Source organism: Streptomyces sp. NPDC079167 (genome assembly GCF_040686735.1).
GTDB lineage: Bacteria > Actinomycetota > Actinomycetes > Streptomycetales > Streptomycetaceae > Streptomyces.
In genome coordinates this window covers 300227-325513 of sequence record NZ_JBFBLO010000001.1, presented here as the reverse complement: position 1 = coordinate 325513, position 25287 = coordinate 300227, and the positions used below count along the sequence as shown (strand labels likewise).

Sequence of the window (25287 nt, the reverse complement as noted above, 5' to 3'; positions counted from 1 at the left end):
GCCAGGACCCTCGCGGACGCGCGCCCACCGCGCTGATTCACCCGGTGGTGATCTTGGTCGACCGGTGTTGACCCGGGGCGGCCCAGCGGGAGTTGAGGCTCAGCGCACGGAGAACCCGTACACCGTCGTGGAGACGAACTCCTCGCCCGGCCGCAGCACCGTGCTCGGGAAGTCCGGGTGGTTCGGCGAGTCGGGGAAGTGCTGCGTCTCCAGTGCGATCCCCGCGCACGCCCCGAACGGACCGTCGTCGATGTGGTCGCCGGTGTACAGCTGGAGCCCCGGCTCCGTCGTACGCACCGTCAGCAGGCGGCCGGACGCCGGGTCGTACAGCTCGGCGACCGGTTCCCCGCCGGTCTCGTCCAGCACGTAATTGGTGTCGTAGCCGGGACCCACCGGCCTCGGCTCCCGGAAGTCGAACCTGGTCCCCTCCACCGGCGACAGCTCGCCCGTGGGGATCGACTCCTCGTCCCCCGGGGTGATCCGCCCGGCCGCGAGCCGCAGTTCGTGCCCGAGCGCGCTCCCGCTGTCCGCCCCGGCCAGGTTCCAGTACGTGTGGTTCGTCAGGTTCACCACGGTCGGCGTGTCCGTCGTCGCCCGGTAGGCGATCCGCAGCACGCCGTCCTCGTCCAGGGTGTACGTCACCGAGACCGCCAGCCGCCCCGGGAAGCCCTCGTCGCCGTCCTCGGAGACCAGGGAGAGCCGCACACCGTCCGGCACCTCCTCGGCGTCCCACACCCGCTTGTCGAAACCGCGCTCACCGCCGTGCAGGGTGTTGCGGCCCTCGTTCGGTGTCACCCGGTGAGTCCGCCCGTCGAGGACGAAGGAGCCGCCCGCGATCCGGTTCGCGTACCGCCCGACGGTGGCGCCGAAGTAGGGGCCCGAGTGCGTCTCGTACGCCTTGACGTCCGGCAGCCCCAGGGCCACCTCGGCCCGCGTGCCGTCCCGCCCGGGCACCACGACGGACTGCACCACGGCGCCGTACGTCAGCACGCGCACCCGCGTGCCCCCGCGTTCCAGGGTCCAGCGCCGGACGGGCGTGCCGTCGTCGCGCGTGGAGAAGTCTTCGCTCTGTACCGCCGCACCCGTAGTCATGATCAACAACCTTAAGGCCGACCGGCCGCCGTGACCTCGCGGTAAGCGATTTCTGCCAGTCTCGCCTGGCCGTCGCGGCCCGGGTGGAACCAGTCCCACTCGCTGAGCTGCGCACCGGTGAAGCGGTAGTCGAAGACCGCGCCGCCGTCGTAACGGCAGAGCTCGTCCCGCGCGCAGACGTCCCGCAGCGCGTCGTTGTACGCGACGACCCGCTCCAGCACCGCGTCGCGCCGCGCGACGGCCGCCGCCCCCATGTCGTCCGCGTCGCCCAGCATCGACCGGCAGATGCCCAGCTTCCAGATCTGCTTGCCCAGCGGGTTCTCCCGCCCGGTGGACCAGAGCCGCTTGAGATCCGGCACGCTCGACACGTACACCTGCGACTTCGGGGCCGAGGCCCGCAACTGCCGCATCGACGCCTCGAAGGAGGCCCGGAAGTCGGCCACCGGGGTCATCAGCCGCACCGAGTCCCGGCAGGCGTCGTTCGCGCCGATCATCACCGTGACCAGCCCCGGCTTCTCCTTCGCCGCCAGGGCCATCTGCTCCCGCAGCTGCGCGATCCTGGCACCCGACACCGCGTGGTTCCAGCTGTGCGAGGCCGCCTTCGACGCCCCGAGGAGACGTACGGCGAGGCTGCGCACCCCGCTGTCGGTCCCGGTCGCCCAGGACACCTCGGGACAGTCGGCCAGCACCGAGCAGGCGTCGAAGCCCCGGGTGATGGAATCCCCGACGGCCGCGACGGAGGCGGGGCTCGCGTCCCACGCCGGCGTCGGCGAGGGGCTCCGGGCGCCCGGTGCCTCCGTGCCCCCGTCGGAGGAGCAGCCCGTGAGGGCGGCCGCACCGACGAGCGCGACCGCCGCCAGAGTGGCCGCGGCGCCGCGGCCACGGCGGCGTGGCGAACGCTCAGGCATCCCTGCTGTCCCTTCGGTCACACGGGTGATTGTGCCCCTGGCACACCCGGGCAGCCCCAGGTGGGGGCCCTCGCGCCCTCGCGGGTGAATGCGGAGCGAATCATGGGCCCGGGACCGACGGTACGTCACACACCCGACTCCGGCGCACGGTAGCTTTTCCCCGTCGAACCAGTGGCGCCCGACCGGCCCGCGGACGAATCGGCGGGTCCGGTAAGTTATCTCACGTCACATACTGTCCCTTTTCTGGAGATTCACTCCCGATGCTGTTTACTGATGACAACCTCGGGGACCGGCCGGGAAGAGACGGTACGGGCGCGAGGCCGCTGGTGAAGGCGAACCTCGTCCCACACTGGAGGTCCCGGTGACGACACGTGGAGTCCTTTACGTTCACTCCGCACCGCGCGCGCTGTGCCCGCACGTCGAATGGGCGGTGGCGGGCGTACTCGGTGGGAGGGTCCAGCTGGACTGGACCAGACAGCCGGCCGCCCCCAACACCTGGCGGTCCGAATTCTCCTGGAAGGGCCGGGCGGGCACGGCGTCGGAGTTGGCCTCGGCCCTCCGCGGCTGGGACCTGCTGCGCTTCGAGGTGACGGCGGAGCCGTGCCCCACGGCGGAGGGCGAGCGCTACAGCTCCACGCCGGGTCTCGGCATCTTCCACGCCGTGACCGGCATGCACGGCGACATCCTGGTCCCGGAGGACCGGCTGCGGGCGGCCCTGGCGCGCTCCCTGAACGGCGAGACGGACCTGGAGGCCGAGGTCGCCAAGCTCCTCGGCAAGCCGTGGGACGACGAACTGGAGTCCTTCCGCCACGCCGGCGAGGGCGCGCCGGTGCGCTGGCTGCACCAGGTGGTGTAGCGGGGCGCAGCCCCGGCCCTGGCCCCTCGGGGCAGAGAGTGCGGAAACGTTTGTCCGCCTTCGCCGGGAGGCCCTAGTGACCGCCATGCGATCCACGAGCCCCTCACTCCGGCGCGCCCGGGGCGGGGAGCCCCGGGCGGACTTTCCCTGATCAGGCGTTTGTGCGCGGTTTGAAAGGACCCGAGCTCGTCGGGCAAGTCGCCTGATCAGTCCGTCAAAGAGACACGCTCTGTAGGCGGCTCACCGCCGTCCGGCGGCATTCCGGAGCTCGTTCGTGTCGGGCAGGAGCGTCGTGATCCGTGTCCAGACCGCCCGGGCGTCCACGCGGACGAGCCTGAACGAAGAGCTCGGGGTGACCCGCGCCTCGGGCACCGGTTCGGTGGGCAGCTCTCGCAGCCAGTAGCCGAGGGGGCCGCAGTCCCATACGGCGAAGCCGCGGGCCTCCGTCCCCTCCCCGCCCTCGGCACGGGCCTGCCAGGCAGAGGTCAGCCGCCAGCTCGAACGCAGCTCGGAGATCAGGTCGGTGAGGAGCGTCAGTGACGGCTCACCAGGGCCGCCGCTCGCCGCCAGGGCACGGTGGACCGCCTCGCGCTCCTCGACGGCGGACCGGACGGGCCGCTGCCCCTCCAGGACCGAGAGCCCCGCCTCGACGGCGCGGATGGTCGTCTCGACGACGGGGACGGCCGCCTCACGGACCACCGAGGACTGCTGGAGGTTCACCATCTCGGCGAGCTTCCACACCAGCATCTTCGGCTCGACGCAGGAGTACTCCGCCTCGGCCGAGCCCGGCCACGCCTCGTGCACGACAACGTGCTCGTCACCGATGAACATGCCGTGGTGCAGCTTGCCCTGCCGGCCGGCCGCCTCCAGCGTGATGATTACCCCCGGCGCGAGGACCGTCTTCATCAGCGGCAGCAGCAAGGGCGAGAGCCTGCCCTCGCTGTTGATGAGGCCGCAGTCCAGCAACTGCTCACGGGCCTCTGTGAACTCGTCCGGTGACGGGTTCCCCGCCGCCAGCTCGGAGAGCACGATCACATGCCCGTCGGCCAGCCTGAAGCGGGACCGTGAAATGTCGAACGAAGGCATACTCACTCACTCGGTAGTGGCTCAGGCCTGGGCCTCGGCCCAGAAGTTGAAGATTCGCGAGAAGCCCGCCCGGACCGCTCCCCGCCGCGTCAGCACGGACCGGTCGACCCCGGTGAAGAGGACCGCGAGTGTGATGTCGGCGGGCAGGACCCGGCCCGCCGCCTGCACGGTCATCCTCCGGCCGCTCCCCATGCCCCCCTGGTGGACGGTGACGGAACAACCGGGGTCCTCGGCGTCGGCTTGCCTGGACAGCGCATACGCCCGGCGGTTGATCGCCTTGAGCCTGTACGTGTCGCCCAGGTACGTCATGCGGAGGGCCCGGCCCTCGTGTGTGGGCGCCCACTGGCTTCGGCTCATCCGCACGAGTCCGTCCCCGACGCGGAGCGTCGAACGGTTGAGGGTCGGCATCGAGACGACCTCCGCGTGTGCACCGCGGATCTCGAAGACGGCCGTGGGGATCAGGCCGCCGCGCACCTCTGTGGTCATCGCGTTGGGCACGTCCCTGCCCGCCGGGTACACCACCTGGATATCGCCGAAATCGGGGGACGTACCCCGCCAGCCGAACTTCTTGCGCCCGACCGGCTGTTTCTCCGACCACTGGGCCAGTGTGAATGGGCTGATCGTCGTGTGCATATCTTTCCCTCGCTAGTCGAACGGGTTGAGGGCGCTACCTAGCTTCTTCGCGCCGTCGGCGATCCCGTCCCCGACGTCCGAGGCCTTGTCGCCCACCCATTCCCCGGCCTTCTCGATCCCGTCACCGATGGCCTCGTGGTTGTCCCAGACCAGACAGCCCGCGTACACGAGGCCGGTGCCGACCGCCAGACCGGCCGTGACCGGGTTCGGTGCCACGGTCAGCGCGGTCATCGAAGCGCTGAACGCCGTGCCGCTGAGATCGCTGGCGAACTTCGCGGGATCAGCCTTGATCATGTCCGTGTCGTACGTGGCCAGGTTCGCCACCCCGTAGGCGGTGGCCGCGACACCGCCGACGACACCCGCGCCCCGGATCCAACCTGCGGCCTTCGCGGCGTTCGCGAGACCGCCGTTCTGCGCCACTTTGGCGAGGTTGGCCTCCGCCGCGCTCGGCATGAAGAAGGAGCCGTTGCGCATGAAGCCGCCGAACATCGCGGCCTCGTCGGACCCGGTGAGGGCGGTGACCATGCCGGGCGGCACCTTGCTCAACAGGCTTCCGGGCACGGCTCCGGCCATGCGGTTGTTGATGAAGGTGGAGAGGAAGGTGCCGGGCGCGGTGACGTCCTTGCCCTGCTTGAGGTACTTGAACAGCTTGAACGCGCCGCCCGCACTGCCGCCGACGGCCGCGGCGAACGCGGAAGCGGTGATCGTGCCCTTCTGGACGGCGGCGAAGAGCTCCGCGAGCCGCTTGCTGCCCGTGATCTTCTCGACGCCGTCCTTCTGGAGGCGCTGGATGTAGTCGTCGAGCGTCTCGCCGTCGCGCATGGCCAGCGAAGCGAGCTGCATGCGGTCCTGCTTCTGCTGGTCGTCAGCCGTCGCGATCTTGTCGGCGTTGCCGTTGAAGCCGCCCGTTGTGCCGTCGTTCTTGCCGCCGCCGGCGTCCTTGACCACGGCTTCGAGGTCCTTCTGGAAGTCCTTGTCGGCCTCGTTGACGAGCTTCACACAGGACTTGATGTACTCGGCCCACGACTGCTCGCTGTCCCGGACACTCTTGGCGTAGTCCGGATCGTGACGGAGGGCGTCGCGCTCGCTCTCGGTGGCACGCTCGTAGTCGAAGGCCACATTGCCCTGCTCGGAAACCCGCATACCGGCCTTGACGGCATCGGCCCGGGCCTTCTCCAGACGGTCTTTCAGTTCAACGAACTGCGTGTACGCGTTCAACAGGAGCGTCGCGGTCGCCTTGGCCTGTGTCTGGGCGGCCTGGTACTCATACCGGGTCGCCGCGAAATTCAGGAAGGCTGCGTCCGCGCTTTCTCCACGCCAGGAGTCACCGAGTGTGACTTTCTGGACGCTGTCACGGTATCGCTTCTCGACCTTGGCGAATTCCTCCGCCATCGACTTCCACTTGTCGGCCGCGGCCGAGAGCTTTGCGAAATCGGTCGTCATGACTTCGCCGTAGGTCAGCATGCCCGGTCCGTTTGGAACATCTCGAAATGGCGCGACGGGTGATGGGTGTTCACTGGTAACCGTCCATCGCCGAGGGCAGCCTGATGCCGTCGATCCCGTCCCGACGGTTGATATCGACGCTCTTCAGGGTGGTGGCTGTGTTCCTGAGACCGTCACGCTCGCGACTCAGTCGGCCGAGGAGCGTCTTGACCTGCCCGTCCCAGGTGGTCTGCACCTTTTTCAGGGCGGTCGCGGTCGCCCACCCGCCGAAAGCGGTGATCGCGGCGGTGTTGGACTCGTCCGCGTGGTCACCCGCCTTCTTCGTGCTCTTCAGCAGCTCGTTCTCGATGACCCCGGCGGCGGCGTTCTTCTCGGACGCGGTCGACGCGAGTGACGACGTACCGCCAGGGCCGTACCCCGGAGCCGGACCCTCCTCGGGGAGGCCGTTCAACCGCATGCCCGTGGAGGCCCGTTCGGCCGCTGCGGTCCGCAGCGCGGCCCATTCCTCGTCGAAGCCCATTCCGTATCGACCCCCGATGCCGATGACCACGAATTTGCGTCACATTCTACAGGTGAGCCCTGGCGATGACTCCTGAGGCATCGGAACCGATGACGCGCGAAGTTCCCCCGGTTCCCGCTGCTATGCGCATTCCGATATCAGCGGAATTACGGATATGAATGGAATTAGGGGAAAAGAGGCGGGGCTCCGGGGAGCCGGCAGCCGTCCGGTTCTCCCTGGCGGCAGCCCGCCCCACCGGCCCGCACACATGCGCGAGGCCCGCCTCCCCCCAGCAGGGGGAAGCGGGCCTCGCGGCGGGATCAGCCGGTCAGACCGAGCGGAAGGCCAGCACCACGTTGTGGCCGCCGAAACCGAACGAGTTGTTGATCGCGGCGATCGACCCCTCCGGCAGCGCGCGCGGCTCACCGCGTACGACGTCCGCGTCGACCGCCTCGTCGAGGTCGTCGACGTTGATCGTGGGCGGGGCCATCCGGTGGTGCAGCGCCAGGACCGTCGCCACGGTCTCGATGCCGCCCGCGCCACCCAGCAGGTGACCCGTCATGGACTTCGTGGCGGAGATCGCGACGTGGTCCAGGTCGTCGCCCAGTACCGCACGCAGCGCCTTGATCTCCGCGACGTCACCCTGCGGCGTGGACGTGGCGTGCGCGTTGAGGTGGACGACCTCCGACGGCTTGAGATCCGTGGAGTCCAGCAGGTTCTGCATCGCGGCGGCGATCCCGCGCCCGGTGGGCTCGGGCTGCGCGATGTGGTGGGCGTCCGCGGACAGACCCTGGCCGAGCACCTCGCAGTAGACCTTGGCGCCACGCGCGGCAGCGTGCTCCGCGGACTCCAGGATCACGACGCCGGCGCCCTCACCGAGGACGAAGCCGTCACGCCCCGTGTCGTACGGACGCGAGGCCTTCTCGGGCTCGTCGTTGCTCTTGGACATCGCCATCATGTTGGCGAAGGCCGCGATCGGCAGCGGGTGGATGGCCGCCTCGGTACCACCGGCGACGACCACATCGGCACGGCCGGTGCGGATCATCTCGACGGCGTACCCGATGGCCTCGGCGCCCGACGCGCAGGCGGAGACCGGGGTGTGGACACCCGCCTGGGCGTTGACCTCCAGGCCGACGTTGGCGGCCGGGCCGTTGGGCATGAGCATGGGAACGGTGTGCGGGGAGACGCGGCGTACGCCCTTCTCCTTCAGCACGTCGTACTGGTCGAGCAGGGTGATCACGCCACCGATACCGGAGGCGACGACCGAACCCAGACGCTCGGGCTGGATCTTCTCGTCCTCACCGGCCTTGCCGGTGAAGCCGGCGTCCGCCCACGCCTCGCGGGCGGCGATCAGCGCGAACTGCGCCGAGCGGTCCAGCTTGCGGGCGAGCGGTCGGGGCAGTACCTCGCCGGGATCGACGGCCGCGAGGGCGGCGATCCGGACGGGCAGTTCGGCGAAACGTTCGCCCTCGAGAGGCTTGACGCCGGAACGGCCGGCCATCAGACCTTCCCAGGTCGATGCGGAGTCGCCACCCAGCGGAGTGGTTGCGCCGATACCGGTGACGACCACAGTGCGATTGGTCGGGCTCACTGGAAAATCTTCTCCACGTGTAGAGGGTCGTGAATCAGCGGCGCCACCGCCGGGTGGCGACACACGGGACGGGCTGGGATCAGCCCTGGTGCTTCAGGATGTACTCGGCGGCGTCGCCGACCGTCTTGAGGTTCTTGACGTCCTCGTCGGGGATCTTGACGTCGAAGCGCTCTTCGGCGGCGACGACGACCTCGACCATGGACAGCGAGTCGACGTCCAGGTCGTCGGTGAAGGACTTGTCCAGCTGGACGTCCTCGACCGGGATACCGGCGATCTCGTTGACGATCTCGGCGAGACCGGTGACGATCTCTTCCTGAGTGGCGGCCATGTTGGCGCTCCTTCGATATGTTTCTGCAGGGTTCGGGCGAGCGGACCGAAAGGTCCGGTGTGCCTAGGGGAGGGTAACGACCGTCGCGGCGTAGACGAGACCCGCCCCGAAGCCGATGATGAGCGCCGTGTCGCCGCTCTTGGCCTGACCGGTCGCCAGAAGCCGCTCCATCGCGAGCGGAATCGAGGCGGCCGACGTGTTGCCGGTGGTTTCCACGTCACGGGCGACCGTGACGTGCTCCGGCAGCTTGAGCGTCTTCACCATCGAGTCGATGATCCGCATGTTTGCCTGGTGCGGAATGAAGACATCCAGGTCCTCCGGGGAGATCCCGGCCGCTTCCAGCGCCTGCTGGGCGACCTTCGCCATCTCGAAGACGGCCCAGCGGAAGACCGCCTGGCCCTCCTGCGTGATGGCCGGGAACTTGACCTCGCCCCGCTCGTTGAGCGGCAGGTTCGAGACGTCGCCGATGTGGAAGTCGTTCCACGCCACGGTCTGCTTGATCGTCTCGGACTTGTCGCCCTCGGAGCCCCAGACGGTGGGGCCGATGGCCGGCTCCTGGGACGGGCCGACCACGACCGCGCCCGCGCCGTCGCCGAACAGGAAGGCCGTCGCGCGGTCCTCCAGGTCGGTGAGGTCGCTGAGCCGCTCGACGCCGATGACAAGTACGTACTCTGCCGAGCCCTCGACGATCATGCCCTTGGCGAGCGTGAGGCCGTAGCCGAAGCCCGCGCAGCCGGCCGAGATGTCGAAGGCGGCGGGCTTGCCCGCACCGATCCTGTGCGCGATGTCGGTCGCGACGGCGGGGGTCTGCTTGAAGTGCGAGACGGTGGAGACGATGACTCCGCCGATCTGCCCGGGATCGATACCGGCGTCCGCGATCGCCTTGCCGGACGCCTCCACGGACATCATCGACACGGTCTCCTCGTCGGAGGCCCAGTGGCGGGTGGCGATACCGGAGCGGGAGCGGATCCACTCGTCGGACGAGTCGATCGTCTCGAGGATCACCTCGTTGGGCACGACACGGGTCGGACGGTAGCCGCCCACACCCATGATCCGTGCGTACGGGGCGCCCTTGCTGGGCTTGATCTTCGACATGCTCTCGGGCTCCTTAGGCGCCTGCGTGCTCGGAGATGAGCGCGCGGGCCGCGTCGAGGTCGTCGGGGGTCTTGAGCGCGAGGGTCCGCACACCGGGCAGCGCGCGCTTGGCGAGCCCGACCAGGGTCCCACCGGGCGCCGCCTCGATGAGGGCGGTGACACCGAGCTCGGCGAAGGTCTCCATGCACAGGTCCCAGCGGACCGGGTTGGCGACCTGGCCGACGAGCCGCGAGATGACCTCGTCGCCGGTGGCGACCGTCTTCCCGTCGGCGTTCGACACGTACGTGATCTTCGGGTCGGTGACCGTCAGGGCGGTGGCGGCCTCACGCAGCTTCTCCACGGCCGGAGCCATGTGGTGCGTGTGGAACGCGCCGGCGACCTTGAGCGGCACCACGCGGCGTACGCCCTCGGGCTTGTCCTCGGCCAGCGCGGCGATCTGAGCCGCGGTGCCGGCGGCCACGATCTGCCCGCCGCCGTTGACGTTGGCCGGGGTGAGCCCCAGCTTCTCCAGATGCGGGACCGTGACGTCCGGGTCCCCGCCGAGGAGCGCGGCCATGCCGGTCTCGGTCACCGCGGCGGCCTCGGCCATGCCGAGACCCCGGGTGCGTACGAAACGGAGCGCCGCCTCGTCGTCGATGACACCGGCCAGCGCGGCGGCGGTGATCTCACCGACGCTGTGTCCGGCGACGACACCGGGGGAGGCGTCCAGGGCGGCCGCGGAGAGGAGACCCGCGGCGACCAGCAGCGGCTGGGCCACCGCCGTGTCGCGGATCTCGTCCGCGTCGGCCTTCGTGCCGTAGTGGGCAAGGTCGAGCCCGATGGCGTCGGACCATCCCGCGATGCGGTCGGCGGCACCGGGGAGATCGAGCCAGGGAGTCAGGAAGCCGGGCGTCTGAGCGCCTTGGCCGGGAGCGACGAGTACGAGCACCCTCACACTCTCTCTTGTGGACGGCCCCGGAGGCCCGTGGGGACAGGGACGAAGAACCGTCAGGGGAATTGTTGAAGTTCGACAAAAGTCTAGGACTGGGCGTCCCCGGCGGCCAAGCGCCCCAGGATGAGGGCGATCCGCAGCGTGAACGCGGAACGGACGTCGGAGGGCGACCAGCCGGTGACGTCGGTCACACGTCGCAGCCGGTAGCGCACGGTATTGGGGTGCACGAACAGCATCCGTGCCGCGCCCTCCAGACTGCTCGCCTGCTCCAGATACACACTCAGCGTCTCCAGAAGTGCCGAACCCGCTTCTTCGAGCGGTCTGTAGATCTCCTCCACCAGCTGATCGCGCGCGGCGGGGTCTCCCGCCATCGCACGCTCAGGAAGGAGATCGTCCGACAGGACGGGCCTCGGAGCGTCCTGCCACGCCGAGCAGGCTTTGAGACCGGCGGCCGCGGCCTGCGCGGACCGGGTGGCCGCGAGGAGGTCGGGGACCACGGGGCCGGCGACGACGGGACCGGCCGCATACGGCCCGATCAGCGACTTCGCGACGTTCAGCGGGTTGTCGCTGCCCCCGGCAATCACCACCAGACGGTGCCCGAGGACCCCGGTCAGGACCTGGAGCTTCGCGTGCCTGGCCGCCCGCCGGATCGCCTCCACGGTGAGCTCGCTGTCGCCCTCGGGGGCGGTGCCGAGGACCACACACACATGCTCGGGGGAGTTCCAGCCGAGCGCGGCGGCCCGGGACACGGCACCCTCGTCCGCCTCGCCGGACAGCACCGCGTTCACCACGAGCGACTCCAGGCGGGCGTCCCACGCGCCGCGGGCCTCGGCGGCCTGCGCGTAGACCTGCGCGGTCGCGAAGGCGATCTCGCGGGCGTAGACGAGCAGCGCCTCACGGAGCACCGACTCGTCGCCGGGCGCCGCGACCTCCTCGATCGCGGTCTCCATGACCTCGATCGTCGTACGCACCATCTCCACGGTCTGCCGCAGGGTGATCGCCCGCGTCAGCTCGCGCGGAGCCGTGCCGAACACATCGGTCGAGATCGCCTGAGGCGTCTCCGGATGCCGGAACCACTCGGTGAACGCGGCGATACCGGCCTGGGCGACCAGGCCGATCCAGGACCGGTTCTCCGGTGGCATCGCCCGGTACCACGGCAGCGTCTCGTCCATGCGGGCGATGGCGTTCGCGGCCAGCCGGCCGGAGGACTGCTCCAGGCGTTTCAGGGTCGCGGCGTGGAGATGGGGGTCATGCGAGGCGGGCTGCTCAGGATCGGGTCGGGGCACGCACACAAGACTGCCTTATCGGGACAGGTGCCCGGAGGGGCGGGGCGGAAGACCGGCCGGCGGGGCTACCTTGGTGGCGTGATGTACGTACGCCGCTCCGGGGACCGGTTCCGCGGCGGGGACCCGGCCACGGGCGACTCCGCGGGCATCGAGACGCTGCACGCCTTCTCCTTCGGGCGGTTCTACGACCCGGACAACCTGCGCTTCGGGCCGGTCCTGGCCTGCAACGAGGAGCGTCTCGCCCCGGGCGCCGGCTTCGACGAGCACCCGCACAGCCACACCGAGATCGTCACCTGGGTGGTGGAGGGCGAACTGACCCACCGCGACTCGGCCTCGCACGCCACCGTCGTACGGCCCGGGGACGTCCAGCACCTCAGCTCGGCCGCCGGGGTGCGGCATGTCGAGCGCAACGACGGCGAACACCCGCTGACGTTCATCCAGATGTGGCTGGCCCCGCTGCGGGCCGGCGGCGAGCCCTCCTACACGCACGTCGCCGGGATCGCCGACTCCACCCCCTACGCCCTCCCCGAGGCGGGCGCCATGCTCCATGTGCGACGGCAGTCCGAGGGCGAGCGGACCGCCGTGCCCGACGCGGCGGGCGTCTACGTCCACGTCGTACGGGGCCGTGTGCTCCTCGCGGGCGAGGAGCTCGGACCGGGCGACTCGGCCCGGATCACGGCGTCCCGGGGGCTGGAGCTGGAGGCGCTGGAACCCGCCGAGGCACTGCTCTGGGAGCTCGCCGAGGTGTGAGGTCACGGCCGCGCCAGCAGCCCCAGTTCCAGCGCCTTGACCACCGCGTGCGTACGGTCGCCGACGTCGAGCTTGGCGAAGACCCGCAGCAGATGCGTCTTCACCGTCGCCTCCGTGATGACCAGCCGGCGGCCGATCTCCACGTTGGAGAGCCCGTCCGCCACCGCTCCCAGCACATCGACCTCCCGTCTCGTCAGCGCCACCGGGGCCGGCATCCGCATCCGGGCCACCAGCCGCGCCGCGACACGCGGAGCCAGCACCGTCTCGCCCCGGGACGCGGAGTGGACCGCGTCCACCAGCTGCTCCCGGGTGGCGTCCTTCAGCAGGTAGCCGACGGCACCGGCCTCGACGGCGCGCTCGATCTCCGCGTCGGTGTCGTACGTGGTCAGGATCAGCACCCGGGTCCGGGCGGCGCCGGCGACGATCTCCTCGGTGGCGCTCGTCCCGTCGAGGACGGGCATCCGCAGGTCCATCAGCGCCACGTCGGGCTCCATCCGTTCGACGAGCCCGACGGCCGCCCGGCCGTCCTCCGCCTCGCCGACGATCTCGATGGTGGGCTCGTCGGCCAGCAGGGCCACGACCCCGGCGCGCATCACCGTGTGGTCGTCCGCCACGATGATCCGGACCCTCTTCCCCGCCGTCCCTTGTGTCATCTCAGTCCTGTCCGTCGGTGGGAATCATGGCCAGGACGCGCGTGCCGTCGCCGACCGAGCTGGTGACGGTGAGCTCACCGCCGAGCTCGGCCAGCCGCTTGCGCATGCCGTGCAGCCCGAAGCCGCGGGAGTCCTCGGCCACGAAGCCGCGGCCGTCGTCGGTGATCTCCAGCTCCACCCCGTACGGCTGCTGGGTGAGGACCACCTCCACGGCGGAGGCCGCCGCGTGCTTGCGGATGTTGGCGAGCGACTCCTGGGTGCAGCGCAGGAGGGCGATCCGGGTCTGCTGGTCGCAGTCGACGTCCGGCAGTTCGGAGGCGACGCCGATCCCGGTGTCCTCGGTGAAGCGGTCCAGGGTCCGCCGCAGGGTGTCCGCCACCGAGCCGGCGGCGACAACGCCGCGCGGGGCGGAACCGACGAGGACGCGTGCCTCGGCGAGGTTCTCGCGGGCGGTGTTCTCGATCGCGAGCAGTTGCTTCCCGCTCCGGCCCGGGTCGGTCTCCAGGCCGGACCTGGCGGCCTCCGCGAGCACGATGATGGACGCGAAGCCCTGGGCGAGCGTGTCGTGGATCTCCCGCGCGAGACGTTCCCGCTCGTCCGCCGCCCCCTGGCGCCGGTGCGCCTCGACCAGCCGGAGCCGGGTGTCCTCCAGTTCGGCCCTCAGCCGGGCGGCCCGCGCGTCGGCGTCCTCGGTGAGGCGGCGTACGCCCAGCCCGATCAGCACGCCGGCCGCGTAGCCGATGACCGTGAAGATCACGTTGCCGGTGAAGAACTCCCCGTCCCAGCCCTGGCGTACGACGTTGCCGGCCACGACCCCCGCCGCGGCGATCCCGCTGAGGGCGATCGCGGCCCGCGCGCTCACGGTGTAGATCCAGAAGTGCGGCAGCGTCACCACGAAGAGCGCCGCGCTGCCGTCCAGCAGGTACGACATCGCGCCCAGGCCCACGACGAGCACGTACAGGTAAGGGCGGGGACGCAGGACGGGGCTGCCGGGGAACAGCCCCACCGCGCCGTACGACAGGGCGAGCACGGCCAGCAGCGCCAGCACCGGACACCTCGTCGTGCCGGGCGCGTTGGCGACCGCGATGGCCGGCGGGACCACGCCCAGCAGCACCCAGAACACGGCGTTCCACCGGTGCAGCGACGGTACGGTCAACTCGCTGTCGGGCTGCGGCCGTTGCTTCACCGCGTCAGCCTACTTCCGCGGGCAGCCCGGCGGCAGGGACCTCGGCCCGCTCGCCCCGCCGACCGGAGCGGGACGGCCACCAGGCGCGTTCACCGAGGAGCAGCAGCACCGACGGCAGGACCATGAGCCGGATGACCACGGCGTCCAGCAGCACGGCCACGGCCAGGCAGAAGCCCATCTGCTTCATCTCGGTGAGGTGCAGGGCCACGAACGCGCCGAACACGGTCACCATCACGATCGCCGCGCTGGTCACCACCTTGGCCGACCGGTTGATGCCCTCCAGCACCGCTTCACGGGCGGACATGCCGTTCTGCCTGGCCTCCTGGATCCGGCTGACCACGAACACCTGGTAGTCCATCGACAGGCCGAAGAGGATCACCACGAGGAACAGCGGCACCCTCGACGCGATCGCCCCGAGGGAGTCGAAGGCCAGCAGGCCCTCCGCCCACGTCCCCTGGAAGACCAGGACGAGCATGCCGAGCGAGGCACCGGCGGACAGCATGTTGAGCACGACGCCGATGGCGCCGATCACCACCGAGCGGAACGCCCACACGGTCATCAGGAAGGTCATCAGCAGCAGGAACCCGAGGATCAGCGGCAGCTTGCCGCTCTCGTGTGCCACGTAGTCCTGGCCGCGTGCCACGTCGCCGCTCACCCCCGTCTCCACGCCTGAGAGCCGGCCGACGGTCGCGGGGATGTGGTCCTGACGGAGGTGTTCGAGCGACTCGATCGCCTCGGCGGAGGGCGCGGGGTGGGGGACCGAGAGTTCCAGCACGCTGATCCGGCCGTCGGCGGACGTACGTACCGTCGGTTCGGTCCTCCTGGCGAACAGCGGATCGGCCTGGGCGCGCCGGCCGAGGTCCGCCAGCGCCCGCTTCACCTCCGTGGCCCGCTCCGGGGCCGAGCGGGTGACGACCTCGTGGGTGACGAAGAGCTCCGGGAAGCTCCTGGTCAGCCGGTCGTAGACCTGCATGGCCGGGATGTCGCGGGAGAAGGTGTCCTTGCCCGGATCGACGAGCTTCAGACCGAGCGCGGGAGCCGCCAGGCCGAGCATGACGAGGACCGACAGGCACAGGGTGAGGGCGGGCCGGGTCCGGGCGGGGCGCAGCAGGGCGCCGAACACCCGTCCGGTCTCCGGCTTACCGGCCCGGCCCGGCTTGCCGCACCTCGCCCGGCGGGCGGCGCGGCGTTCGGTGCGGTGGCCGATCTTCACCAGCAGCGCGGGGAGCACGGTGAGCGAGCTGGCCACGGCGACGGCCACGACGAGGATGGTCCCGGTCGCCAGCGACGAGAAGATGACGTCCGTGGCCAGGTACAGGGTGGCCGTGGAGCCGATCACGGCGAGACCCGACACCACGATGGCCCGGCCCGCTGTCGCCGCCGCCAGCTCCACCAGCGCCTCGGAGCTCAGCAGCCCGCCCGCGCGGGCCCGTTCCTCACGCTCACGCTTCAGGTAGAAGAGCGTGTAGTCGACGCCCACCGCCAGGCCGATGAGCAGGATGAGGTTCATGCCGACCCCGGAGTCGGGCATGACGTGCGACGCGACCATGGACAGCCCGATCGCCGCGGCGATCGAGGAGAGCGCCAGCAGCAACGGCACACCCGCCATGATCACCGAGCCGAACACGAGCAGCAGGGTGACGACGGTGACGGGCAGGCTGATGCGCTCGGAGAGCGCCAGGTCCTCACCGCGCTGGTCGTTGACGCCCTTGCTGATGGCCGGGGACCCGGTCTCCTCCACCACCAGGTCCGGGTGGTCCGCGCCGACCGCCGCCGTCTGCTCCAGGAGCGGTACGACGTTCTTCTTCCCCTCCAGTTCGGGTCCGTTCAGGACCACCGAGACCAGCAGGACTTCCCCGTCCCGCGAGCTGACGGGAGCGGCCACGCTCTCCACCTCGGGCAGGTCCCGCATCCGCGCGGTCACGTCCTGGGCCGCCGCGCGGGCCGCGGTCATGTCCAGGGAACCCGAACGGGCCCGGATCATGATCCGCTCGGTGGGGGAGCGCTCCAGGCCGCCCTCGGTGGCCATCGCCTCGGCGCGTCCGGCCTCACCGACCCAGAAGTCCTCGGTGGTCGCCTCGTTGGTACCCACCGCGATGCCGGCCACGAGGCACAGGACGACGAACGCGAACCAGCCGGCGATCGCCCGCCCGGCGTGCCGGGCGCTCCATCGGGCCATGCGTACAGGTAGTTGTCTCATACCGGAAAGCCTGGCCGGAGGCCCCCCACTCCCGAAACGACCACCCGACCGACTCCGCCGTCCACCACCCGGTGGACAAGGGCCGGGCGTCACTGGGAACTTACGGACAGGAATCGGCCCGATTCAGGGGGCTGGACCGTCCGCATCTTCCCAACGACCTTCGTCTTGCACGCTGAAGGAGAGCCCGCATGGCCGTCATCCACGCCACCACCATGTCGCCCACCAAGCTGGAGCTGCTCACCGACTGGCTGCCCAGGCAGGACTGGTACGTGGGCGGCACCGGGGGGCCGGAGCTGGCCAGGGCCGGTGGTTTCCGGTTGGACGACCCGGACGGCGCGGTCGGGATCGAGTTCATGGTCGTGGTGGACACCGCCGCACCGGAGCCCGTGGCCTACATGGTCCCGCTGAGCTACCGGGGTGAGCCACTGGAGGACGGCCCCGGCGAGGCGCTGATCGGCACCGCCGAGCACGGGGTGCTCGGCACCCGGTGGGTCTACGACGGTGTCCACGACCCGGTCGTGACGGCGCAGTCGCGCGCACTCCTGCGCGGTGACGCGATGCCGCAGCACCTGACCCGGAGCGACACCCCCGACCCGACCGTCACCGTGCACGGAGCCGGCCCCGACGACGGGCAGGACGTCCGGGTCAACCGTGTCCTGCGGCCGGCGGAGGCCGAGCAGGCGTCGCTCGCGGGCGTCGTCGCCGGATGGACCCAGCCGGACGGCACGGCGGTACGGGGTGTGGTCGTGACCGTCGCGCAGTCGTGAGAGGCGGCGCGGGCCCGGACGTCAGCGCCGGGCCAGCGCCAGCACGCTCAGCCCGAACATCAGAACGCCCAGCGGGAGATGGACCGAGGGGATGTGCGCGATGCCGACCACGACCTGGACCGAGGCGAGGACCAGGAAGCCGGACGCGTGCCACACGGGCCGGGGCGAGCCGCCGCCCGGCCTCCACGCGAGCACCGCCGCGATCACGTACAGCATCGACGCCCCGTACATCACGCGGGCCCCGACGCTGTGCAGCGTCTCCCCGTAGGACGCGGTCAGCAGCAGTCCGGCGGAGACCGCCTGGAGGAAGATGGTCAGGGTCTGCAGGGTGATCGCGATCCGCAGAAACGAGAAGCGGTGCTGTGCCGTCGCCTGGGTCGTCATGGATCGGTCCCCTTTTCCCGCCCCGAGGGCAGTAGATCGGTAAGGTCTCACCAGCCCGACGACGCGGGCCCGCGAAAGGTAAGGCGAGGGGGCCGGGACCATGGGGGCGGCGGGGACGAACGCCGACGAGGCAGCCGGTGAACGGCGCCAACTGATGAACGTCGCCTACCGGTTGCTCGGCTCGCTGGCCGAGTCCGAGGACGCGGTGCAGGAGGCCTACGCACGCTGGTACGCGCTGCCGCGAAGCCGGCGGGACGAGATCGTGTCACCCGGGGCCTGGCTGACGACGGTGACCGGCCGCATCTGCCTGGACGTGCTCGGCTCGGCACGCGCCCGGCGTGAACGCTACGTCGGGGCGTGGCTGCCCGACCCGCTGCCCACCCTCGCCGAATGGGACAACGGTCCCGGCGCCGACCCGGCCGACCAGCTGGTCCTGGACGAATCGGTGACGATGGCCTTCCTCGTCGTCCTGGAGTCGATGACCCCGGCCGAGCGGGTGGCGTTCGTCCTGCACGACGTCTTCCGGTACCCCTTCGCCGAGATCGCCGGCATCCTCGACCGGACCCCCGCGGCCTGCAAACAGCTCGCGGCCTCCGCCCGGCGGCGGGTGCGTGACGCGCGGACACCCGAGCCGGGGTCGGGGCAGGCCGACGCGGTGCGGCAGGTGAAGGAGGCGTGGGAGACCAAGAACATCGCGGCCCTCGTCGATCTTCTGGACCCGGCCGCCGTGATGACGGCCGACGGCGGGGGCATGGTGGGCACGGTCCTGCGCCCGGTCGAAGGCGGTGCGCGCATCGCCCAGTACATGGTCGCCGTCGCCGACAAGGCTCCGGGGCTCGAACTCGTCGAACGGTCGGTCAACGGAGCACCGGGCCTCGTGGCCCGGCGTGGAGGCGCCGTCATGACCGTGGCCTCGTTCGAGGTGACCGACGGCCGTGTCACCCGGATCTGGGTGGTCCGCAACCCGGAGAAGCTGCGGCCGTGGGGGCGGGGAGACTGAGTTCTGCCCCCCCTCCACGTTCTGCCCATGCTCATGTCACTTACTGATTCTTCGCGGTTTCATCACCACTGGCACACCGTCGGCGCGGACTGGTATCGCTACAAGAACAAGAACCTCACCGAGTACAACAGCGTGGAGTTCAAGGTGTGCGCCGGTGAGTGGTCCAGCAAGAAGATCGTCAACGGGACCTGCAGCGGCTAGGTTCACGCGGGGATATGACTCTGCCCCGAGCGCAGCCCGACCGGCACGCACGGCGTTTACCGGGCGCTTCCGTCCGGTCGGTGCGTACTGACGCGAGGTGGGACCAGATCGAGCCACTGATGTCGCGCGATCCGGACCGCACAGGGCAAGGCAGCCCTGGAGGAACGGTCCACCGCGTGGCCCGGCCGCGTGCTGCGCCCCTTCCCCGTTCGTGAGTCAGCGGCGTGCCGCGCGCAGTTCGGTGAGCACGATCCGGCCGGCCACCGCGAAGCCGAACACCCCGATGGCGAACATGGCGTAGATCACCGGCCACTGCCACTCGGTGCGCAGGTGCAGTGCCAGGAACCACAGGGGGGCGACATCGCCCGACAGCTTCATCACCGTGGGCACCAGCGCCTGCGGGAACACCGCGATGCAGCCCACGAAGAAACTGGTCCACAGCAGTTGCCGACGGTGCCTGGGCATCGCCTTGACGAACGACGTCTCCGAGCCGCCGGACTTGTCCTGCTGTGCCTTGCCCGTCCGCATCAGGTCCAACAGTTCCGGTCCGCGCCTGGCCAGTACCCCGCTCGCCACGCGGCCGAGCAGCAGGTACGCCACGAAGCCGGTGGCGGCGCCCGCCGGCACGCCGGCCCACAGCAGCGAAGGGCTGCCCAGCAGGTGCCCCGCCGCCACCATGGCCAGAGCGGGTGCAGCCGTCAGCAGCGCCAGGAAGAGCGTCACGAACGCCTGGGCGGCCGCGTCGGAGTGGTCCGTCGCCGTGTTCTTCACGGCTCGCGGGTCGGGGCCGGGGGCCAGTCGGGTAAGTCCGGTCAGCGGGACCAGGCCCGCGCCGCCGCCAAGGACGGCGAACGTCGCGGTCGCCGCCCAGGGCGCCAGTCCGGGCTGGTCGGCCAGGGCGATGCCTACGGCCGTCAGCACGAGGGCCATCGGCGTGAAGAGGACCAGCCAGGCCAGTTGCCGGCCGCGCACGTCCGCCCGCTCGCTGCCCGGTGTGAGCAGTGTCAGCCAGAGTGCGGTGCCGTCCTGGCCGTACAGGTTGGCGGAGGTCGCCGCGCCCATCAGGGCGGTGACCGCGCCGAGGAACGGCAGGAACGCCGTCGAGCCGAAGGCCAGCGGCACCAGGCAGCTCAGCACCGCGAAGACCGGAGGCGCGATCAGCGACTGGAGCCGTTGCGGATCCCGGGTCCAGGTCCGCAGCTCCTTGACGTACACCGCACCCGTATCGCTCTTCTCCGCCCAGCCGCGCGGTTCCGCGCGGTCGGCCGTCGAGCCGCGCACGGTCGACCTGGCCCAGCGGGCGGGGCCGAGCGAGCGGCTCCAGACCAACCACAGAAGCCCCACCAGTCCGGCGAGACCGGCCAGCGGCAGCGCCGTCAGCAGCCAGTCGCGGCGCCCGGCGGCCTCGACGGCGACAACGGCCCAGCCTGAGGGCAGGGCCTGCACGGTCGTGGAGAAGGCCCGGGAGAAGCCCGTCGCCAGGACGGAGTCGAGCGCGATGAACACGATCCAGCCGGAGGAGCTGGCCACCAGCATGGCACCGCTGAGCACCCCGCTGACCGTGGCGCCCGTCCGCGAGCGGGCCAGCGCGCCGAACAGCCTGCCCATCAGCCGGGACAGCAGAACGACCAGGGCGAGCTGGAGCAGCATCCCAGGCACGGCCACCAGGGCGGACACCGTGCCGAGCCGCAGCCCGAACACCGGCAGCGCACAGAACGCCAGCAGGGAGACCACGGTGGTCACCGCGACGAACGCGGAGCCCAGCAGCCCGAGTGCCAGCCGACGGCGTGGGACCGGCTGGAGCGCGAACTGCTCCGCGCGCAGCACCGGCTGCCCTGAGTAGGCGGGCCCGAGCATCCAGCCGAGTGCCCAGATGGCGAACACGACGGCCAGCAGGTCCCGTACGGTGCCTGGGTCCTCGGCCCGTACCGTCGCCATGGTGAGGGTGCCCGCCGCCAGGACGAGACCGGCCAGCGCGCCGCCGAAGACCCAGCTGGAGCGTGGCCCGGTGAGGTCTCGCCGTATGAGGGCGAGCTTCATCTGGATCAGCGCGACAGCCACGACAGCCCCTCCTCCCCGTTCACGGCGTCACGGCCGACGAGTTCGACGAAAGTCTCCTCCAGTGTCTTGCCCCCGCGCACCCGCTCCACCGGGCCTTCCGCCACGACCTGTCCCCTGTCCATGACCGCCACGGTGTCGCAGAGCTGCTCCACGAGGGGCATCACATGGCTGGACAGCAGCACCGATCCGCCCGAGGCCACGAACCGCTTGAGTATGCGCTTGATCATCGCGGCGGAGACAGGGTCGACGGCTTCGAACGGCTCGTCCAGGACGAGCAGGCGTGGACCGTGCAGCAGCGCGGTGGCCAGGCCGATCTTCTTGCGCATGCCGGTGGAGTAGTCGATGACGAGCGTTCGCTCGACATCCCCGTTCAGCTCCAGGACGGTGAGCAGTTCGTCCACCCGCGCACCGACCGTTTCCTTGTCCAACCCCCTGAGCCGGCCCAGGTAGGTGAGCAGTTCCCGCCCGGTCAGCTGCTCGGGCATCGCGAGACCGTCAGGGAGTACGCCCATGAGCTGCTTGGCGCGCTCCGGCTCCGCCCAGACGTCGACGCCGAAGACACGGGCCTGTCCCTCGTCGGGACGCAGCAGGCCGACGGCTATGGACAGCGCCGTGGTCTTCCCCGCGCCGTTCGGCCCGACCAACCCGTAGAACGAACCGGCCCCCACCGTGAGATGACAGTGCCTGACCGCCGCGTACTCGCCGAACTCCTTGTGCAGCCCGATGAGCTCGAATGCCGCTTGCTGGTCATTTTCCACGGGCGGCGGGGCGCCTGTGGCTGACTCGATCCCCACAGTCAAAAACTCGTCTCTTTGTCCGTATGCGTTCCGGGCCGGATACCGCATGGCCCACCCGGAGGCCTCAACCTGCTGTCGATCAAGCGAAGATATCTGCTTGGGCGGCCCCGACGTCGCCGTCCGCAACGTGCTCAGAACCCGCCTGGCCACTCGATCCGTGAGAAAAGCTCCACCTTGCACCGGACATGACCGGGGGGCCGGCTGCCGGGCGTAGCCAGGTCGAACCCGCCCCGCTGCGGAACGAACACTCGAATTTCCCCGTGGCCGCGCTGAGGGGTCGCTCGCGCGGCGGGACGACGGGACTGACCAGGTCATCCACGAACTCCTGCGCCAGGATTGATCCGCCGACGACCGAGACCGGTACGGAGCTCCCGAGCACGGCCACTTACCCGGCCGTTGCGTTCCCTTGCGCGGTAGTTGCCGTCCTCGCCCGTGTCGGCGTCGTACGGCAGCATCAGCATGGCGCACCAGTTCCAGAGGAGGGCCGGGCCTCAGGTGCGGGTCTTCCCGGCCCGGTCCCGGAAGTCCATGTCGTAACAGTGTGATCGCATAGCGGCCGAACCTATCCGAGCCCGGACCTCAGCCATGCGTCCAGGACGGCGAAGTCCGCGTCGGTGAGACCGCGCCAGGCCTCGACGCGGTGGAGGAGTGCCCGTCCGGGGTGGTGTGCTTCCACCCAGGCGCGGTCGGCCTCCGTGATTTCGTCGTCGACCCATGCGAACGGGCGCCCGGCGGCCCACCGGACCAGGGCCGGAGTCTTCCAGTGGAGCCCGGGCGTTCCGCCCTCGTCGGACGGCTCCGGCCAGGTCACCACGGGGAGTTCGGGCAGACCGAGCCACGGCGCGACGCACTCGTTCGCGTCGGACATCCACGTCGTGGCCCACACCAGCTCGCACGGCAGCGCCGCCAGACGGCGTCCGTGGGCAGGATCGATCCTGGCGATCAGCGGATTCGGTCCCGCCTTCCCGAAGGTCGGGTAACCGTCCGGGAGTTGTTCACGTGAGGCGCCGAAGGGGATCAGCGGGCCGTCGACATCGAGGAAGAGGACGGGCAGCGGTGCACCGGTCACGCGTCAGCGAAGCCCGTCCACGAAGGTCTGCCAGGCGGCTGTGCTCATGACGATCACGGGGCCGGCGGGGCTCTTGCTGTCGCGGACGGGGACGGAGGCGGAGCAGCCGTCGGCGACCTCCACGCAATCACCGCCGGTGTTCCCGCTGTACGAGGACTTCCGCCAGGCGGCGCCGCCGGTGGTGGTGCACTCGACGCAGTCGCCACCGGTGCTGCCGCTGTAGCTGGACTTACGCCACGGCGTGCTCTTCAGGTTCGGGTCGGTTGCCATAACGCTCCTCCATCACACGGGCGATCAATGCCGCCGAGTCCTCGATGGAGAGGGCCGCGGCCTGCAAGTGAGCGTAACGGCGCATGGCCTCTCTGATGGTCTCGGGGTTGGCGGTCATGTGGCCCGAGATGAGGTCCTCCGTGTAGATGATGTCCGGGTCATCGTTAAAGCGCAGGGCATTGAACGACCCTGCCAGGCTTGAGTGTTCACCGGCTGAGAACGGCAACACCTGGACCCGCATCCACCGGTGCCTCGTGAACTCCAACAAGCGGGCGAGTTGGCCCCGCATGACCTCGGTCCCGCCGATCGGCCGGTGCAGCACCGCCTCGTCCAGGATCGCCCAGGCCAGCGGCGGCTGTTCCCGCTCCAGGATCCGCTGGCGTTCCATCCGGGCCGCGACCAGGCCCTCCAGGTCGTAGGGCATGCCGGTGGCCAGGACCGCCCGCGCGTACTCCTCCGTCTGCAGCAGCCCGTACACCAACTGGGCCTGATACGTGGAGATGTACGTCGCCCGCGCCTCCATCTCCGCGTACGGCTGGAACCACGTCGGCAGTTGGCTCCGCAGGACCAGCCCGATCAGCCGTGAGAAGACTCCGTCCGTGCCCAGCGCCGCGTCCAGGCGTTCCGAGAAGTCGCGGGTCGGGATCTTCTTCGTCGTCTCGATCTGGCCGATCAGCGAGCCCGTACAGAAGATGATCTCGCCGAGCTGGCCCTGCTTGAGACCGGCGGCCTCCCGTCGGCGGCGCAGCTCCCAGCCGTAGAAGTCCAACGGGGAAGCGCTCGGGTCGAGGGACTGCACGTGAGCCATGGAGGATGCCTCTCGCTCCAACGCCTGGCGGCGTTCGGTTGATTTCGTAGCCGAGAGTAATCACGACACTGCATCCTGGTGACATGAATCACGTATCCGGCACCCGGACCGGTGACATGGAAGCGGTCTACCGTGCCGATCTCGCGATGGGCGCGCACTCGGCCCGTCATCTCCGCCGCATCCTGCGGCTCTACCTCGCCCGCTGGGCCCTGCTCGACGTGGCGGACGCGGCGGAGCTCGCGCTCACCGAGCTGATCGCCAACGTCGTACGGCACGTTCCCGGCCGTCGCTGCCAGGTCTTCATCTTCCTGCTCCCCGACGGGGTCCTGCGCGTCGAGGTCGCCGACGCGTGCCCCCGGCTGCCCCGCGCCGTCGCCGGGGAGCTGCTCGACGAGGGCGGGCGGGGGCTGCTCCTGGTGGATGCCGTCGCCGACAAGTGGGGCGTGGAGGAGCGCCGCGACGGGTGCGGGAAGACGGTGTGGTTCGAGTGCGCTCAGCGGGGGGCGGAGACGGCGAGCTCCGCGAGCACCGCATCGGTGAACGGCGTCCAGACCTCGGCCGCCCACGGTCCGAAGGCCCGGTCCGTCAGTGCGACGCAGGCCGCGCCCGCCGCCGGGTCGATCCAGAGGAACGTGCCGGACTGGCCGAAGTGGCCGAAGGTGGCGGGGGAGGAGGAAAGCCCGGTCCAGTGCGGCGACTTGGAGTCGCGGATCTCGAAGCCGAGCCCCCAGTCGTTGGGGTTCTGGTGACCGTAACCGGGGAGCACGCCCTTGAGGCCGGGGTGTACGACGGTCTGCGCCTCCAGGACCGTACGCGGGTCGAGGAGGCGCGGGGCCTGCACCTCCGCCGCGAAGCGCACGAGGTCGTCCAGGGTCGAGACGCCGTCCTTGGCCGGGGAGCCCTCCAGGGTTGTCGACGTCATGCCCAGGGGTTCCAGGACCGCCTGGCGGGCGTACTCGGCGAACGGGATGTCCGTGGCCTTCGCGATGTGGTCGCCGAGCACCTCGAAGCCGGCGTTGGAGTACAGCCTGCGGGTGCCGGGAGGTGCGGTGACCCGGTGCTCGTCGAAGGCGAGGCCGCTGGTGTGCGCGAGGAGGTGGCGGACGGTCGAGCCCTCGGGGCCGGCCGGTTCGTCGAGCTCGACGGCGCCCTCCTCGTAGGCCACCAGCGCCGCGTAGGCCGCCAGCGGCTTGGTCACCGAGGCCAGCGGGAAGCGGTGCGCAGTGGGACCATGGGTACCCAGGAGCGTGCCGTCCGAGGTGACGACGGCGGCTGCCGCGGTGGGGACGGGCCAGTTCTCGATCATCGCCAGGCTCTGCATGCGTATGAGCCTAACGGGAGCCGAATCCGGGATCGCGACCCGATGACGCTTGCTTGGAGTGCACTCCAACGT

26 protein-coding genes and 1 pseudogene are annotated in these 25287 nt (G+C 70.4%); 6 read left to right on the top strand and 21 right to left on the bottom strand.

Annotated features, from left to right (window positions below; all coding sequences use genetic code 11):
• Positions 1–99 precede the first annotated feature (99 nt).
• A complete protein-coding gene (locus tag AB0P41_RS01595; protein WP_365929410.1) occupies positions 100–1092 on the bottom strand; it encodes an aldose epimerase family protein in 993 nt (330 codons plus the stop codon).
• A gap of 11 nt (positions 1093–1103) precedes the next feature.
• A complete protein-coding gene (locus AB0P41_RS01590; RefSeq protein WP_365929408.1) occupies positions 1104–2000 on the bottom strand; it encodes an SGNH/GDSL hydrolase family protein in 897 nt (298 codons plus the stop codon).
• Positions 2001–2361: 361 nt separating this feature from the next.
• Here AB0P41_RS01590 and AB0P41_RS01585 point away from each other — a divergent pair, with 361 nt between their 5' ends.
• Positions 2362–2856, top strand: a complete 495-nt coding sequence (locus tag AB0P41_RS01585; RefSeq protein ID WP_356707563.1) for a DUF3145 domain-containing protein — start codon at positions 2362–2364, stop codon at positions 2854–2856.
• Between the two features lie 240 nt (positions 2857–3096).
• Here AB0P41_RS01585 and AB0P41_RS01580 read toward each other — a convergent pair whose 3' ends face one another.
• From AB0P41_RS01580 to AB0P41_RS01540, 9 genes are all read right to left on the bottom strand, one after another.
• Positions 3097–3942: a histidine kinase gene (locus AB0P41_RS01580; RefSeq protein WP_365929406.1), complete on the bottom strand. Its 846-nt coding sequence runs from the start codon at positions 3940–3942 to the stop codon at positions 3097–3099.
• A gap of 21 nt (positions 3943–3963) precedes the next feature.
• On the bottom strand, positions 3964–4575 hold the full coding sequence (locus tag AB0P41_RS01575; RefSeq protein ID WP_365929404.1) for a hypothetical protein: 612 nt from the start codon (positions 4573–4575) through the stop codon (positions 3964–3966).
• 12 nt (positions 4576–4587) lie between these two features.
• Positions 4588–6018, bottom strand: a complete 1431-nt coding sequence (locus AB0P41_RS01570) for a hypothetical protein (RefSeq protein WP_365929403.1) — start codon at positions 6016–6018, stop codon at positions 4588–4590.
• 70 nt (positions 6019–6088) lie between these two features.
• Positions 6089–6568, bottom strand: coding sequence for a hypothetical protein (locus AB0P41_RS01565; protein ID WP_365929401.1), 480 nt, complete (start codon positions 6566–6568; stop codon positions 6089–6091).
• A 277-nt stretch (positions 6569–6845) separates the two neighbouring features.
• Positions 6846–8108 carry a beta-ketoacyl-ACP synthase II gene (fabF, locus tag AB0P41_RS01560; RefSeq protein ID WP_365929399.1) on the bottom strand — a complete coding sequence of 421 codons (1263 nt, stop codon included), beginning with the start codon at positions 8106–8108 and terminating at the stop codon, positions 6846–6848.
• Between the two features lie 79 nt (positions 8109–8187).
• On the bottom strand, positions 8188–8436 hold the full coding sequence (locus AB0P41_RS01555; RefSeq protein WP_028439857.1) for an acyl carrier protein: 249 nt from the start codon (positions 8434–8436) through the stop codon (positions 8188–8190).
• A gap of 63 nt (positions 8437–8499) precedes the next feature.
• Positions 8500–9531, bottom strand: a complete 1032-nt coding sequence (locus AB0P41_RS01550) for a ketoacyl-ACP synthase III (protein WP_356707560.1) — start codon at positions 9529–9531, stop codon at positions 8500–8502.
• Positions 9532–9544: 13 nt separating this feature from the next.
• Entirely contained in the window at positions 9545–10459 is a 915-nt protein-coding gene (locus AB0P41_RS01545; RefSeq protein WP_356707559.1) for an ACP S-malonyltransferase, read from the bottom strand.
• Positions 10460–10548: 89 nt separating this feature from the next.
• Positions 10549–11748 (bottom strand): helix-turn-helix domain-containing protein, encoded by a 1200-nt coding sequence (locus AB0P41_RS01540; protein ID WP_365929398.1) that lies wholly within the window; start codon positions 11746–11748, stop codon positions 10549–10551.
• 78 nt (positions 11749–11826) lie between these two features.
• On the opposite strand from AB0P41_RS01540, the gene AB0P41_RS01535 reads away from it, so the two are divergent.
• On the top strand, positions 11827–12498 hold the full coding sequence (locus tag AB0P41_RS01535; RefSeq protein ID WP_356707557.1) for a pirin family protein: 672 nt from the start codon (positions 11827–11829) through the stop codon (positions 12496–12498).
• Between the two features lie 2 nt (positions 12499–12500).
• On the opposite strand, the gene AB0P41_RS01530 is transcribed toward AB0P41_RS01535, so the two are convergent.
• The 3 genes from AB0P41_RS01530 to AB0P41_RS01520 are packed head-to-tail and all read right to left on the bottom strand — an operon-like array spanning position 12501 to position 16537.
• On the bottom strand, positions 12501–13151 hold the full coding sequence (locus tag AB0P41_RS01530) for a response regulator transcription factor (protein ID WP_356707556.1): 651 nt from the start codon (positions 13149–13151) through the stop codon (positions 12501–12503).
• 1 nt (position 13152) lies between these two features.
• A complete protein-coding gene (locus AB0P41_RS01525; RefSeq protein ID WP_365929395.1) occupies positions 13153–14337 on the bottom strand; it encodes a sensor histidine kinase in 1185 nt (394 codons plus the stop codon).
• 4 nt (positions 14338–14341) lie between these two features.
• The gene (locus AB0P41_RS01520; protein ID WP_365929394.1) at positions 14342–16537 is read right to left on the bottom strand and encodes an MMPL family transporter; all 2196 of its coding nucleotides are present in this window, start codon (positions 16535–16537) and stop codon (positions 14342–14344) included.
• 188 nt (positions 16538–16725) lie between these two features.
• On the opposite strand from AB0P41_RS01520, the gene AB0P41_RS01515 reads away from it, so the two are divergent.
• Positions 16726–17304 carry a 1,4-alpha-glucan branching protein gene (locus AB0P41_RS01515; RefSeq protein WP_356707553.1) on the top strand — a complete coding sequence of 193 codons (579 nt, stop codon included), beginning with the start codon at positions 16726–16728 and terminating at the stop codon, positions 17302–17304.
• Positions 17305–17325: 21 nt separating this feature from the next.
• Here the strand turns inward: AB0P41_RS01515 and AB0P41_RS01510 are convergent, their stop codons facing one another.
• Positions 17326–17688, bottom strand: coding sequence for a hypothetical protein (locus tag AB0P41_RS01510; RefSeq protein WP_365929392.1), 363 nt, complete (start codon positions 17686–17688; stop codon positions 17326–17328).
• A gap of 100 nt (positions 17689–17788) precedes the next feature.
• Between AB0P41_RS01510 and sigJ the strand changes: the two genes are divergently transcribed.
• Both sigJ and AB0P41_RS01500 read left to right on the top strand, forming a co-directional pair.
• Entirely contained in the window at positions 17789–18688 is a 900-nt protein-coding gene (sigJ, locus tag AB0P41_RS01505; RefSeq protein WP_365929390.1) for an RNA polymerase sigma factor SigJ, read from the top strand.
• 27 nt (positions 18689–18715) lie between these two features.
• Entirely contained in the window at positions 18716–18889 is a 174-nt protein-coding gene (locus AB0P41_RS01500) for a hypothetical protein (protein WP_365929388.1), read from the top strand.
• A 216-nt stretch (positions 18890–19105) separates the two neighbouring features.
• On the opposite strand, the gene AB0P41_RS01495 is transcribed toward AB0P41_RS01500, so the two are convergent.
• From AB0P41_RS01495 to AB0P41_RS01475, 5 genes are all read right to left on the bottom strand, one after another.
• The gene (locus AB0P41_RS01495) at positions 19106–20950 is read right to left on the bottom strand and encodes a hypothetical protein (protein ID WP_365929386.1); all 1845 of its coding nucleotides are present in this window, start codon (positions 20948–20950) and stop codon (positions 19106–19108) included.
• Positions 20935–21708: an ABC transporter ATP-binding protein gene (locus AB0P41_RS01490; protein ID WP_365929384.1), complete on the bottom strand. Its 774-nt coding sequence runs from the start codon at positions 21706–21708 to the stop codon at positions 20935–20937. Before AB0P41_RS01490 ends, AB0P41_RS01495 begins: the two co-directional genes overlap by 16 nt.
• A gap of 601 nt (positions 21709–22309) precedes the next feature.
• Positions 22310–22816 (bottom strand): HAD domain-containing protein, encoded by a 507-nt coding sequence (locus AB0P41_RS01485; RefSeq protein ID WP_365929382.1) that lies wholly within the window; start codon positions 22814–22816, stop codon positions 22310–22312.
• Between the two features lie 3 nt (positions 22817–22819).
• Positions 22820–23086 (bottom strand): DUF397 domain-containing protein, encoded by a 267-nt coding sequence (locus tag AB0P41_RS01480; protein WP_365929380.1) that lies wholly within the window; start codon positions 23084–23086, stop codon positions 22820–22822.
• Positions 23046–23894, bottom strand: coding sequence for a helix-turn-helix transcriptional regulator (locus AB0P41_RS01475; RefSeq protein WP_365929378.1), 849 nt, complete (start codon positions 23892–23894; stop codon positions 23046–23048). Before AB0P41_RS01475 ends, AB0P41_RS01480 begins: the two co-directional genes overlap by 41 nt.
• A 116-nt stretch (positions 23895–24010) precedes the next feature.
• Between AB0P41_RS01475 and AB0P41_RS01470 the strand changes: the two are divergent.
• Positions 24011–24385, top strand: a pseudogene (locus AB0P41_RS01470) (ATP-binding protein); the annotation flags it as partial.
• Between the two features lie 2 nt (positions 24386–24387).
• Here the strand turns inward: AB0P41_RS01470 and AB0P41_RS01465 are convergent.
• The gene (locus AB0P41_RS01465; protein WP_365929376.1) at positions 24388–25215 is read right to left on the bottom strand and encodes a serine hydrolase domain-containing protein; all 828 of its coding nucleotides are present in this window, start codon (positions 25213–25215) and stop codon (positions 24388–24390) included.
• Positions 25216–25287 lie beyond the last annotated feature (72 nt).

Coding starts and splice junctions, on each gene's coding strand:
- AB0P41_RS01595 (WP_365929410.1), bottom strand. CDS start 1,092: ATGACTACGGGTGCGGCGGTACAGAGCGAAGACTTCTCCACGCGCGAC.
- AB0P41_RS01590 (WP_365929408.1), bottom strand. CDS start 2,000: ATGCCTGAGCGTTCGCCACGCCGCCGTGGCCGCGGCGCCGCGGCCACT.
- AB0P41_RS01580 (WP_365929406.1), bottom strand. CDS start 3,942: ATGCCTTCGTTCGACATTTCACGGTCCCGCTTCAGGCTGGCCGACGGG.
- AB0P41_RS01575 (WP_365929404.1), bottom strand. CDS start 4,575: ATGCACACGACGATCAGCCCATTCACACTGGCCCAGTGGTCGGAGAAA.
- AB0P41_RS01570 (WP_365929403.1), bottom strand. CDS start 6,018: ATGACGACCGATTTCGCAAAGCTCTCGGCCGCGGCCGACAAGTGGAAG.
- AB0P41_RS01555 (WP_028439857.1), bottom strand. CDS start 8,436: ATGGCCGCCACTCAGGAAGAGATCGTCACCGGTCTCGCCGAGATCGTC.
- AB0P41_RS01550 (WP_356707560.1), bottom strand. CDS start 9,531: ATGTCGAAGATCAAGCCCAGCAAGGGCGCCCCGTACGCACGGATCATG.
- AB0P41_RS01530 (WP_356707556.1), bottom strand. CDS start 13,151: ATGACACAAGGGACGGCGGGGAAGAGGGTCCGGATCATCGTGGCGGAC.
- AB0P41_RS01520 (WP_365929394.1), bottom strand. CDS start 16,537: ATGAGACAACTACCTGTACGCATGGCCCGATGGAGCGCCCGGCACGCC.
- AB0P41_RS01515 (WP_356707553.1), top strand. CDS start 16,726: ATGGCCGTCATCCACGCCACCACCATGTCGCCCACCAAGCTGGAGCTG.
- AB0P41_RS01510 (WP_365929392.1), bottom strand. CDS start 17,688: ATGACGACCCAGGCGACGGCACAGCACCGCTTCTCGTTTCTGCGGATC.
- sigJ (WP_365929390.1), top strand. CDS start 17,789: ATGGGGGCGGCGGGGACGAACGCCGACGAGGCAGCCGGTGAACGGCGC.
- AB0P41_RS01500 (WP_365929388.1), top strand. CDS start 18,716: ATGCTCATGTCACTTACTGATTCTTCGCGGTTTCATCACCACTGGCAC.
- AB0P41_RS01480 (WP_365929380.1), bottom strand. CDS start 23,086: ATGGCAACCGACCCGAACCTGAAGAGCACGCCGTGGCGTAAGTCCAGC.
- AB0P41_RS01475 (WP_365929378.1), bottom strand. CDS start 23,894: ATGGCTCACGTGCAGTCCCTCGACCCGAGCGCTTCCCCGTTGGACTTC.
- AB0P41_RS01465 (WP_365929376.1), bottom strand. CDS start 25,215: ATGCAGAGCCTGGCGATGATCGAGAACTGGCCCGTCCCCACCGCGGCA.